Origin of the sequence: Actinocorallia libanotica (assembly GCF_039525175.1) — a bacterium.
GTDB classification, from domain to species: domain Bacteria; phylum Actinomycetota; class Actinomycetes; order Streptosporangiales; family Streptosporangiaceae; genus Actinocorallia; species Actinocorallia libanotica.
This window is the reverse complement of sequence record NZ_BAAAHH010000017.1, coordinates 16,995-29,044: the sequence shown is the minus strand read 5'-3', so window position 1 is coordinate 29,044 and position 12,050 is coordinate 16,995. Positions and strand designations below refer to the sequence as shown.

9 protein-coding genes are annotated in these 12,050 nt (G+C 67.4%); 1 reads left to right on the top strand and 8 read right to left on the bottom strand.

What is annotated here, in order from left to right; all coding sequences use genetic code 11:
* The 8 genes from ABD140_RS20575 to ABD140_RS20540 form a co-directional block, all read right to left on the bottom strand.
* Positions 1–2,031 carry a thiopeptide-type bacteriocin biosynthesis protein gene (locus tag ABD140_RS20575; protein WP_344242520.1) on the bottom strand — a complete coding sequence of 677 codons (2,031 nt, stop codon included), beginning with the start codon at positions 2,029–2,031 and terminating at the stop codon, positions 1–3.
* Positions 2,013–3,251, bottom strand: coding sequence for a lanthionine synthetase C family protein (locus ABD140_RS20570; RefSeq protein ID WP_344242519.1), 1,239 nt, complete (start codon positions 3,249–3,251; stop codon positions 2,013–2,015). Before ABD140_RS20570 ends, ABD140_RS20575 begins: the two co-directional genes overlap by 19 nt.
* Positions 3,248–6,253 (bottom strand): lantibiotic dehydratase, encoded by a 3,006-nt coding sequence (locus ABD140_RS20565; RefSeq protein WP_344242518.1) that lies wholly within the window; start codon positions 6,251–6,253, stop codon positions 3,248–3,250. Before ABD140_RS20565 ends, ABD140_RS20570 begins: the two co-directional genes overlap by 4 nt.
* Positions 6,254–6,434: 181 nt before the next feature.
* A complete protein-coding gene (locus tag ABD140_RS20560) occupies positions 6,435–6,665 on the bottom strand; it encodes an FxLD family lanthipeptide (protein WP_344242517.1) in 231 nt (76 codons plus the stop codon).
* Positions 6,666–6,720: 55 nt separating this feature from the next.
* The gene (fxlM, locus tag ABD140_RS20555; RefSeq protein WP_344242516.1) at positions 6,721–7,974 is read right to left on the bottom strand and encodes a methyltransferase, FxLD system; all 1,254 of its coding nucleotides are present in this window, start codon (positions 7,972–7,974) and stop codon (positions 6,721–6,723) included.
* A gap of 268 nt (positions 7,975–8,242) precedes the next feature.
* Positions 8,243–8,806 carry a GNAT family N-acetyltransferase gene (locus ABD140_RS20550; protein WP_344242515.1) on the bottom strand — a complete coding sequence of 188 codons (564 nt, stop codon included), beginning with the start codon at positions 8,804–8,806 and terminating at the stop codon, positions 8,243–8,245.
* A gap of 10 nt (positions 8,807–8,816) precedes the next feature.
* A complete protein-coding gene (locus ABD140_RS20545) occupies positions 8,817–10,214 on the bottom strand; it encodes a helix-turn-helix domain-containing protein (RefSeq protein WP_344242514.1) in 1,398 nt (465 codons plus the stop codon).
* A gap of 48 nt (positions 10,215–10,262) precedes the next feature.
* Positions 10,263–11,042: an aminotransferase class IV family protein gene (locus ABD140_RS20540; RefSeq protein ID WP_344242513.1), complete on the bottom strand. Its 780-nt coding sequence runs from the start codon at positions 11,040–11,042 to the stop codon at positions 10,263–10,265.
* 543 nt (positions 11,043–11,585) lie between these two features.
* Between ABD140_RS20540 and ABD140_RS20535 the strand changes: the two genes are divergently transcribed.
* Positions 11,586–12,029: an ATP-binding protein gene (locus ABD140_RS20535; protein WP_344242512.1), complete on the top strand. Its 444-nt coding sequence runs from the start codon at positions 11,586–11,588 to the stop codon at positions 12,027–12,029.
* The last annotated feature ends 21 nt before the right edge of the window (positions 12,030–12,050 follow it).

The window sequence follows — 12,050 nt, the reverse complement described above, 5'->3', positions numbered from 1 at the left end:
TCATTCACTGCGTTGAAGTGTGCAGGTGAGAACATCAACGGCTTGCTGAAGAGCAGCGGCGAGCATCGCGAGGTCGGGCAACACGGAGATGGGTTGATCGCGAAGCGGAAGTCCAGCACGTCGGGTCAGGTCGGTGAGGGCAGCTGCCTGCTCAGGTGCGATCGACTTCGCACAAGATGGTGATCTTGATGCTTGATGAGCCGCGTAGGCGTCGCCCGTGCGGAGGGTTGCGTCGGTGATCTGGCGCCACAGCGTCTTGGTCGAAGTTGGAGACGCGCCGAGGTCGCTTGCGGCTTGAGTAAGCCGTATCCGGCACAAGAGGGGCACCAGGTCGGTTTGCTCGGCCAGCTGGGAGTCGTCGTGGATGCTGGCGAGGAGCTGGGTGATCTCGTCGTGTGGGGTACGGCCGGTGCGGATGGCGAGGTGCGCGCGGAGAGCGGCGTCTACGGCTTGCTCTGTGCGATTACTGGGCGGGCGTTGGTCGAGGTGTGCGAGGGCTGCTTCGTGGTTGCCGGCGAGAGTGAGGGCGATGACGCGGGTTTGGGTGCCTTCGTGGAGCCGGTCAGGGTGTGGGTCGTAGAGGGCTGCGTGGGCGGCCGCGGCATTCCAGTTGCCCGTGGCTGCCAGTGCCCGGGTGCCGTCTTGAGCCAGCACGTCCTGGTACCAGGCGTGCAGCTCAGGGTCCTCGGCCGTGCTGAGACCGTCGAGGGTGAGCAGGGTGTCGTGCAGGAGGAACGAGCCGCCATGTTGAAGGGCATGCTCGAGGTCGGTGAGGGCTCGGTACATGCGCTCGGGTTGGCTTGCACGGCCGTGGAGGCGGGCGAGGTTGACCAGGGGCTGGAGCGCCGCGATTGCGTACCGGCCGAGGAGCGGCCCGTGGGCGTGCAGGATGCGGAACTGCTGCCAGGACAGATCGGCGGCCAGTCCGGGCAATCCGGTGTCGGAGGCGATGAGCGCGGCGAGGTTCCAGGCGGAGCAGGCCCGGTCGACCCTTTCCTCAGGTTCGCAGGAGGCTGCGGCGGCTGCAGCGTGCTCGGCGACGGCTTGCAGCCGTTGAAAGAGCGCAGGACAGGTAAGTCGGGGGCGGGGTACAAGGGGGAAGGCACGCAGCGCCCGTTCGACCTGGCCGCTGGGGTGATCCGTTGAGGGCCTGCGTGTGGCGGGTTGTGGTGGTGTTTGCGGAGTGGGGCCGAGGATGGCGGCGCGGGCGGCGTGGGCTAGGAGGCTCTGCTGGCGGGCTTCGAAGCCTGCGCGGTTCCAGTGAAAGATCACGTGGTAGGCGAGAACGGTACGCAAGCCACGTTCCAATCGGCCTTCGCGGGCAAGCCGGGCCAGGGCCTGCCCGCAGGTGCGGAAGGCTTCGGCGTGGTGGGTGGCAGCGGCGAGCGGGCCGGTGGGCCCGAACGCCGCCCCGTGGGGATGGAGGTCGGTGCGCAGGAGCGTGGTGATGGTGGTGGTGAGCGCCGCGAGTTTGCCGTCGGTGATATCGGCGGGCAGGGGGCGGTCGCGGGCGACTTTCGCCCATACGTCACCGATCTCATAGGGTTCGAGGCCCGCACCGCGGACGAGAACTCCAAGGAACAGCATCGACAGTTCCCGCCTGCCGATGGGGAGCGGCGGTGGGTGGAGGAGGGCGTGGCTGTCAGCGGCGAACAGGGTGTGCGCGGCGGTCATGGCGTCGGGGCCACCGAACGCGGAGGTCTCGGGTTCGTAGCGGCCGGTCTGCCAGCGGGTGAGCACGCCCTCGTCGACCAGCTGATCGAAGCGTGCCTTGAGGTGAGGGCGCTGGTCGGCTGGGGCTTGGATACGGATGCGCCAGTCGGGGTGTTTGCGGATGAACCACCAGGCACCGTCCGGCTGGGTGGCGGCGTTCAGGAGCGGGGCGAGACGGGCAGTGGAGATCTGTTCCGCGGTGGCCCAGTCAGCGAATCGTATGAAGACGTGCCACCACTCCTGGCCTGGCGTCTCGGGTGAGAGGTCGAGGGCGTCGCTGTCGGGGAGGGCGGCTGCGTTCAGGTCAGGAGCAGGCATGCATCCCATCCAGGGTCGGGTGGTCTTCCGGCGGACTGCGCTTGAAGGAGGGTGTAGAGGGCGGCGAGGGTCCCGGCGTCGCCGTCGAGGAATCCGGGGCCTTGAGCGTGCGGATGAGCCGCGAGCCGAACGAGCCGGTTGGCGAGGCCGGGCAGGTGATGGCTGATCGCGGGGGTGGTGGCGTCGTGGGCTGCCCGCCAGGCGGTCTGGTAGAGGCCTGCGGCGCCGTGGCACAGTCCGGGTTCGGTGATGTGGTTCTGCTGGGCGGGGTCGGTGAGGCAGGCGGCGAAGGCGTCTTCGTAGGCGCGTTGGATGACGGCGTCGCCCAGAGCCAGGCCGGCGAGCTGACCGGCCCGGGCGATCCCGGGGGTTCCGTAACACCAACTGGGTCGGCCTGGCCCGGTCTGGGTGGGGCGTCCGGCCGCATGGTCTGCACGGCTGATCCATTGGGGCCACCACGGGCCATCGGGTCCGTCCTGCCGCCAAGACGCGAGGTGATCGAGGATCGTGGCCATGGCGTCGTGGTGATGGTCGACGATGCGGCCCGATCTTGCACTGATCGCCAGCGCTCCGAGAATGGCCGTGACCCCGTGTGCGAACCCGAAATTCGCGTGACCGCCGGGGAACTTCGGCGATACGCGGCGGTGGGGGTCGTGGCTGGTCCACCAGCCGGGTAGCCATTCCCCGTCGATGTGCAAGGGCCGGGTGAGAGCGACCAGAGCGGTCAGGACGGCTTCGAGGGCGGCTCCGTCCGGGTCCAGCCGAAGCAGGAGGGAGCCGAGTCCTGCGAGACCGAAGAACACGTCGTACTCACGGAACGTACCGAGAGCTCCTGCCTCGATCCGGTCGTGGACGTCAGCGGCCCGCCGGTGTGCGAGGTAGGTGAAGGCGGGGAGGGTGTCGGCGAGGCCGTGCCGGTAGCGGCCAGTGGTGTGCAGGACGAACGCGATGGCAGGAAGCCCCTGGAAGAGACCGGTGTTAGGGCTGGCGCTGACCGGCCCGGCGCACGCCTGCGTGATCCATGCATGGACGGCCTGCCATGAGGTCTCGCCGTGGTGAGCTCGCACGATATGGCAGATCGCGATTCCGGCAGCCCCGCGGGTGAGGGAATGCGCGATCCACGGATCGTCCTGCGGCGCCGGACCGGGATCTGGAAGACGGGCCAGGCAGTGCTGGACGGCTGCTTCAACGGTGATGGAGGTCCTGGGGTCGGTCGTCATCGTGCCGTCTGACGAGTGTGGCGCAGCGCGCAGGCGCGGACGAGCCGCAACACAGTCTGCTCTCCGGAAGCGCCCAAAGTGCGGCGCTGGTGATCCCGTAGCAGCACCGGCAGCGCCGCTATCGGGTCGCGTCCGGCTGCCAACGCCTCGCGGTAGTCGGCTAGAGCGGTAGCGCGTCGGCGCCACGCGCTGATCATCTGGCTTCCTCCAGGCAGCGCCGTCAGGTCGGTTGTCGGGTGGGTGAGGTGCAGGGCGTAGTCGCGCAGGCCAGGATCAAGAGGGCCGTGCTGCTGAGGCAGGTCAGCGATCAGGCGAAGCGTCCCATCATCGATATTCCCGGCCAGAGCGGCGGCGAGATCGAGCATGCTCGCGGCTGTGACCGCTGCTGTCGGGATTCCGGTGTGTAGGGACAGGTCGATCTGGGCGAGGGCTGCAGCGGAGTCCGCAGTGAACAGCCGGTGCGCGGCTTCGAGCGCGGGTCCGTGGCCATAGCGGCCGGGCTGGGGCCAGTAGGTGTCGAGTACGAGGGCAGCAGCCAGGTTCTGGTTGATGAGCTCGTTGGTCCAGGCGGCGAGGTGTCCAGTCGCTACCGGATAGCCGTCCGAGGAGCTCGCTTGTAGGTAGAGGGCGAGATAGGGCATGCGGTCCGGGTGACGCAGGTCGTGATGGCGGCGAAACCACCAGCCCTGAAGGTCAGGGATGCTCTCCAGGAGATGCGGCAGGTAGCCGGTGAGGAGCTCGTCCCATCGGGCGGGATGGGTGTGCAGTTGTGCGGACACGGTCGTCGCAGCCGCGGGCAGTCTCGAAACCCAGCTGGATCTGGCAACGGCTTCGAGGGGACGGCTGGCCGCAAGGGCTGGTGAGGCGGGACTGGAAGTGGTGAGGCGAAGAGGGAGGAGGAGTTCGTGGGCGCGGCCGATCCATGTGTGATCGCTGAGGGTCTCGCGGATCTCCAGCCTGCTCGTCTGGTTGAGGCGGGTCCGTAGAAGGTGCCGGTGGAGCGGCTGTTCGAGATCGAGAGGGAGCTTCCGGTCTATCTCCACGACCGTGATGCAGGTGGGAACCGACCAACGTTGCCGCCATTGCGTGAGTGCTTCATCCCATACCTGCGTGGTCGCGGTGGGAGCGGGGAGAGCGGTGGCAGGTAGGAGCCATCGGGCTGCGGCCAGGATTGTCCGCCGGTAGCGGACGCGCGGCAAGTAGGGCAGCCGGTCAGCGGCTCCGAAGTAGAACCCTGCATACAGGGTGCCGCGGGCGGTGGAGATCTCTGACAGGAGTCGGGCGAGCGCACCGATATGGGCGGTGGCCTCCAGCGCGTGCGGGACGCGGACTTCTATCCGCTTCCCCGAGGGCTGGTGGATCAGATGGAAGCGGTCGAGTTCGGCGACGACTGCCAGGTCGGCCACCGTCATCGTCTCGACTCCACGGGCAGCGTGCTCGATGGCGGGATCAGCGGGTTGCTCGGCGAGGGGAAGGATGCGGTCGACCAACGGGATCGATGCTGCCAGTGGGTAGTTGCGGCGGTGGAGCGGCGGGAACGACAACTGGACGGCGACCGCTGCGGGGTCTGTGGTGTTGAAAGTGTCGGCCAGCGCCTTGCGTGCGGGCTGGGGGAGATGCTGGGTGTGCCGGCCGATCATGCTGCTGCCGGTGCGTGGACTGCCGGTGACCAGGAGCGTGAACGCGCCTCGGTCGATGTCCTGGAGGGAGGCGGCGTTGACCTGAACGCCGATCTCGACGCGGTCCGGCCAGGTGAGCACTGCGTCCTGGTCGTCGGCGAGGTCGGCGATCAATGCATCGGTGAGCAGCAGCTCACCGCCGTCGGCGATGGCCTCTTGTACCAGAAGGAGGAGCTTCTCATCGCGGCGAGTGAACGGGCGGGGTGCCCGTCCCGCACCGGACCCGAGGTAGCCCGCAGGGAATCCCAGTCCGCTGTCGCCGGTCAGTTCCAGGACACCGACGGGCTGGTCGGTGCCGTACCGGGCGACGAACCGGGCATGGTAGTCGCGCCAGGCGGCAGTGCCGAACGGGTAGGGAGACAAGCGGCACAGCGCCCCTGCCGCCCGCGCGGCCTCGTGGGCGACCTGTTCGGGAAGGTCGACATGGGCGTCCAGCACGACCTCAGCCCGAAGCGACACCAGCCCTTCCGTAGTTTCGCCAGCCTGGTCGTCGCCATGTTCGGCGAGGAGCGGTTGGGCGGCGGAGATGCCCTCATGCAGAGCGCCTAGCGTCTGGACCAGTTCAGCGGCCTCGGGGATGTCGTCCGCGGCGATCCGGCGGAGAACCGCGCACACGTGGCCGAGCGCATCCGGAGAACTCGCCGGAGGGTTCAATGAGCTGATCAGCAGGTTCTGACCGATCAACTCCGCCAGGACCGTAGCGATCTGACCTGGCGCGGCGTGGGGAAAGGCCCCGGCCAGGGTGTCGGCCAGATCTCCGACGCGGGACGGAGCTCGGGCGGCCTCCAACGCCGCGAGGACCGGACGGGTGGCCCGCACCGACACCTCGACGGCCGCCGCCTCGTCAGGGTCGACAGGAACAGGGCCAGGACCGATGATCCGGTCCCCGCGTCGAGTGAGAGCGCCGTTGGTGACGACGATGAGACGTTCCCGGAGCGCATCACAAGCGTGCAGGTCGGCGAGTACTTGACCCAGCCAGCCGGGATCGACCTGCCGGAACACCTGGTGGTCAGGCCCCCATCGGAGGGCGGCCGCCGGACCGGAACCGACCGTGCCGAACCCTGCGAACAGGCCGAAGGGGGTGGCACGGTGCTGCCAGCGCTGCAGATAAGAAGCGGTGGAGGTGACCAGGCGACGCAACCGCCGCTCACCCACACCCGCATAAGGCCGACCAGGAACTACCGCATCAAGCGCGGCAACGAGATCAGGGCTGGCCACGATGAGCGCGGCCCGCACCTCAGGACGGTGCCGGAGCCCAGCGAGCGCCTGCGCGGCACGGTCGAGGTCGCCAGGCTGGGTCAGATCAAGGTCGGCGGGCAGCACCGTGGCCAGACCTGGCGGGGCTGTACTGGCCCGGAGCAGGCCGACGCCAGGCCACCGATAGCTCTGAACTGAAACAGGCACAGGGCCTCCCCACGTCGAGGGGACCGCCCGGCCGCACCACGCATGTGGTTGCGGCCGGGCGGACTCTACCTACCGGGTGCAGAGCGCGAGCCGGCGTCGGTCACAGGGCGTTCATCGAGGAACTGCACGAGCTGTCGCTGCCCGAGCAGGTGTTGCCGCAGCCGTCGTCGGTCGGGCAGTCGTTCCGGCCGATCGGCGCGAGCGTCACCAGCACCTGGACGTCGAGCCCGAACTCGTCGTCGAACGAGTCGAGGACGGCCGGGGCTCCGGAGGGGAAGGGCCGTTCGGCGACCGCGAGACCGCCGCCCTGCTCGCTGTGGTGGAACGTCATGAGGGCTCCTTTGCTACGAGGGGGATGGGACACCCTGGCTTTCCGCACCGCCTGTCTAGAGGGCTGGTGCGTCGGGCCAGGAGATCGAGACCCGCGATGCGGACTTGTCGATGATCCGTCCGTCGGGGATGGCGTGGTCGGGAGTGCCTGCGGGGTAGATCCGGTACTGGGCGCCGGGGCCGCCACGGTGGTCGCGGCCCCACACCCGAAGCTGCTCGGCGATCCGCTCGGCGAGCCCGGTGGCGTCCGGACCGTAGGCGTGGACGCCGAACTCCACCGACTTCTCCGCGGTGGTGGCAGTGCGGGTGAGGACGTATGCGAGGTTGGGGCCGTCGACCACGGCCAACGCCCGCTTGCGGCCGCCGGGCAGGGACACCGCACCGCTGTCGCGGTCACCATCGAGGGTGAGCCAGCAGAACCCATCCTGGGTGGTGGCCATCCACATCTGCACGGTGTCGAGCAACTCGAAGTTGCCGATCACCGCGCCGCTCCACACCTCCACCCGTTCGCTGTCGAACACGTCGTGTAGCTGGGCCGGGTCCAGGGAGCCGGCGTGGTCGTCGTCATCGAACGCCAGCGTCACCTCCCCGTCGCCCAGGAGCACGAGCTTGGTTTGGTGCGCGCCTTCTCCTTGAACCGGGACGAACCCGAACATCTTCGAATCGACGCTGACCAGGCCGCCGGTCTCGGGGTCCTTGGCGAACGCGATGGTGCGGGTCAGACCGCGTATGCGCAGCGGGACCACCAGCAGACCATCGTCGGTGAGTTCATCGACCCAGACCCACGGGATCTCCCACACACCCATCGTCGCCATGATCCGGTGGTAAGGCGCCCGGTGAGGGACGCCGGCCCCGGCGTCGGCCAAGAGCACCTCGACCCGCGAGGCATACCCCGCCTTGTCCAGCAGCTCGCTGGCTCTGTTGGTGACGTCCTCGTCGATATCGACCGACGTCACATGACCGGACGGACCGACGACCTCGGCGGTCAGAGCAGCGAAGTAACCACCGGACCCGTATTCGAGGATGTTCATCCCCGAACGGATCTGCGCCGCGGTGAGCATGTAGGACTGGACGTGCATGTCCGACACCGAGCTGATCGTGTTGCCATGCTCGTCCCGCTTGGTCGGCACGGCCTTGAACGGAGCCCACGCCTCCTCGACCGTCGCCTCGGGGATGAACACATGTCGGGGCACGGCACGGAAGGCCTCCTCGACCTCCTTCGAACGGATCGTGTCCGCCGCAATGAGTTCCGCGATCGCTTTCTCGCGTAGCGTACTGATGTCAGTTCGCTTAGTAGTCGTGTCGGTCATCGAAGAATGTCCTCATCGTTGGTCGAGTGGTGTTGCCCGGTAGGTGCCGTGCTGCCGCTGACCCCTGCTGTGTTCAGGAACTGGAAAGCGGCCTGCCTTCAGAAGGTCTTACACGCAGTGCGGGTCCTGGCCGGGATGACGTGACGCCCATTCGCGGAGCTGCCTGCCAGCGGGCATCGAGCGGCTGTACACCTCCCTTAACAGCACGCCGATCTCCCCTCCGGCTGCCCGAGCCGGTGCGCGGCAGTCGGCGCAGAACATCCCTCCATCACTGCAGGTCGGTTTCCTTCCATTCGTCTTCTAGGACGGAGTGGACGACGGAGTCCCTCCATTGGCCGCGGATGTTGAGGTGATGGCGAATGGTGCCCTCCTCGACCATTCCGAGTCTGGTCATCAGCCGGTCGGAGGCGGTGTTGAGGGGACTTCGGGCTCCCCACAGCCGGTGCAGGCCGAGTTCGTCGAAACCCAGGCGCAACAGCAGGGTGAGGAGTTCTTGACCGAGATGCTGTCCCCAGTGGTCTTTGTTGAGGGCGAAGCCGAGCTGGGCGCTGGACTGGCCAGGGTGCTGGGCGTCTACGGCCAGGCGAGCGAACCCGATGACCTGGCCGGTGGAGATCAAAGCCGCGGCCAGGGAGTATTCGGTGCGCGGCTCGGCTCGCGCGGCTGTGGAGACGGACTGGATGGTGGCGGCGACCTGGTCGCGGGTCCGGGGCTCGAACGACAGGTGTTCGGTGACGACCGGGTCGCCGTAGATCTTCACGAGGTCGTCGACGTCATCTGCAGTGAACTCCCGTAGGACGAGTCGCTGGCCGGAGAGTGTGACCGGATACATGTTCTTGAGGCTAGTGGCCGGGGGGCAAAGCAGCTGCGGCCGGGATTTGGCAGAACGCCTCGATCTCCTGCTGGGCGTCCCGGGCGGCCGGAGCGTTGCGGTAGTTGGGGGCGCGCAGCGCCTCATGAACGCGCCGAACGCTGGAGATGATTCCGCCGATCCGCTGCTCGACGGGCAGGCCGATGACCGAGCGCAGAGCCTCAGCGCCGCCCTCGAGGTCTCCAGCGTTCACGCGGGCCAGAGCCAGGTCGGTGCGCGAGCCGGCCTCGTCGCTGAAGGACCATTCAGACGGATCGGCGTCCTCGTAGGCGGCCACAGCGGCACTGGCGGAGGACTGGGCAGCATGGCCGGTGCCGGGCAGCCAGACGAGGGTGTCGGCCTCGTAGTACAGCTGCCGAGGCCGGGTGAAGGTCATGAGGCCGCCGAGCTGGTCGAGCTCGTCTCCGGTGACCCGGTCGCGGGCGTCATTGGCGCGGTTGATCGCGGCTTCGGTCTGCTCGGCGTCGCCGAGCACGGCCCAGGCGCGGGCTTCTTGAGCGGCCAGCCACACCGCTGAGGTGCCGCGGGTGTTACCAGCGGCTTCGGCGCCCAGCTGGGCATAGCGGACGGCGTCGTTGGGCCATCCCGCCCAGTAGGCGATTGTCGACTGCAGCCCGCGTGTCCAAGCGCGCAGCCCTTCATGGTGGGCGTTGTCGGCGCACACGTAGCCGGTCCGGGCCTGGGTCATGGCTGAGTGCGGGTCTCCGAGGTCGTGGCTGGCCTTGGCGAGCATGCCGCTGAGCACACCGGCCATCAGGTACAGCTCGGCGGTTTCTGCCGGACGCTGGCGGCCTTCCAGCAGCCGGAAGGCGGCATCCTGCAGCTCGATGAGGTCACCGAGTAGCATCGACAGCGGCTGTTGTGGGTAGGCCAGCGCCAGCCGCGTGACCTCGTCGCGAAGCTGGTCGAGGGTCTCGGGTCCCACGTTGGATCCCTCGGCCATGAGGCTGAATCGCAGTGCCCTTCGTGCCGCCATTTCCACCTGCCTTTCTAGTTGTTCAGCCCCAGATGCTGGCGCTGGCATCATTGCCGTGAAGTGTCGAGCACGCTGCGCATCGGATTGCGGTGCGCGATTCGGTGCAGTGACAGGATCGGCGACAACGGGCGGTGTCGCTGATTCCTGCTCAGCGAGGTCTTTGATGATTTGAGCAAAGCGGAGCTTGATGTCGGCATCGGCACTGCGCAAGAACGAGTCGAGAGCTTCCTGGTTGACGGGCTGAGGCTGGATGCTTGCCCCGCGTTCCTCCCACTTGGAGACCATGCGTTCGCTGATGCCGAGCTTGGCGGCGAATGCATGCTGGCTGAGCCGCATCGCCGCTCGCAGAGCGCCGATCTCGCGTCCGGTCCAGAGTTTCACCAGCGTAGTCACGGAACCGTTCTCCTCGTCGGGGGAAGGAAGCGAGCTCTCAAAAGCAGGTTAAACCGGCTCGGCAGGGATCTCCTGGTATTCCTTGCGCAAGACCTCGAAGATCTCGTGGTCCGCAGGCAGCCTGTGGTCGCCGATGGCGGTGATGGCCCGGACTCCACTGGCGGTGCTGGTGGCGAATGCCGCCTGCATCTGGGGCAGATGGCGGAGGTTCACCGGAGAGGTGACCGTCCGCTCGTGGACTTGTTTGAGCAACTGCATAGTGATGCCCGGCAGGATGTCGGAGCCGGGCCAGACGACGCGCTCGCCGTCGAAGAAGGCGATGTTCCAGGTGGTGCCTTCGCTGATGAACCCGGCCTTGTCGGTGAACAGGGCATCGTCGAATCCGGCGAGTACCGCAGTGCGGCGTCGGCGCAGCGGGCCGAACAAGCCGACGTGCTTGACCGTGGGTTCCTCACGAGCGTAGGTCTGGGGTTGGACCCGGAGGGGCGTTGCTGGCAGCGGATCGGCGAGCCAGCTTGTCACTTGGATGTGGGGCGGGGCCGGAGCGGCAGAATGTGCCAGGCCGATGGCGGGCTCGAACACGGTGACATGGACGATCAATGATCCCCGACGGCCCGCAATTGCATCGCGGATGCAGCTGCGGACCTGTTCGCGGTCGAGGTCGGTGCCGAACACCACTCGGCAGTCCCGCGCCAGACGCTCCAGGTGGTGGGTCAGACCGCGGATACATCCTTCCTCGGCACGCATGGAGGTGAAGTGGCCGTACCCGCTGAGAGCCAGGTCCTGAAGGACTTCCGGAGCGGCGGGCTGCCCATTGAGAAGCGCCATGCTGCTCAGCTTCACATCACTGCCTAGCGTTGAGAACGCTCAGTTCGGTGGGAGTTCGGGGCTGAGGCGGTATCGCGTCCTGGGAACTTCGCGGGAGACGCCCTCGCGTACGGTCCCGACTTTGTGGCGGATCACAGTAGAGGCCGAGCCGGCCAGCCGCAAGCAACCGCGCCCAGGGCAGCTCCAACCATCTCCTCAAATCTCCCACTCCACCCGAACCAGCAGTTCGGGTTGTCAGCAGCGGCTCTACCTAACGAGACCGCTAGGGCCGCCACTGTTCCCCCAGGAACTCTGATCAACACACCCCGGGGAGGGTGCTCGATTCGGTGGGAGTTCGGGGCTGAGGCGGTATCGCGTCCTGGGAACTTCGCTTGAATCGCGCAATCCTCAAAGCCGCAAACGAAATGACCCCGAAGCCGTACTGCCTCCGCCATCCGAAGCCTGAACAGATCAAGCTAGGAATCTGACCGTCATGAGTGGTAATAGAGCCGTTTCGGGCGGCTTCCCTGCCCGTCCCGGATCCGCTTTGCGCAGGTCGCAGCGATGAGCGAAATGACACTTGCCCCCGCGAGGACCATCTGTCTGATCTCGCAACCGCATGCGGTCAAGCGAGCCCGGGACGAAGTCATGGCGAGCGCGCGGGGCTGGGGCCTGAGCGAGGAGAAGCTGCAGCATCTCCAGCTGCTGACCTCGGAGCTCGTCACCAACACCTTGCCCCACGCCGAAGGCCAGGCGATCGAGGTGCGCACGGAGCACAGGGGTGAGTGCGTGGTGCTGGACGTGTGGGACCCGGCTCCTCCGATTTCCAAGGCCAACGCCACTCTGACGATGCCTGAGGCGATGGCGGAATCGGGCCGCGGCCTGCCACTGGTGGAGACGTTCAGCAGCCAATGGTACGAGCGGCCATCGGCCGACCGGGGCGGTAAGCACCTCATCGCACACATTCCCCTGGTGGGCGTGACGTGCGGCTGCGTAGAGGAGCAGTAAACGGCCCGGCTCGACGGCAAG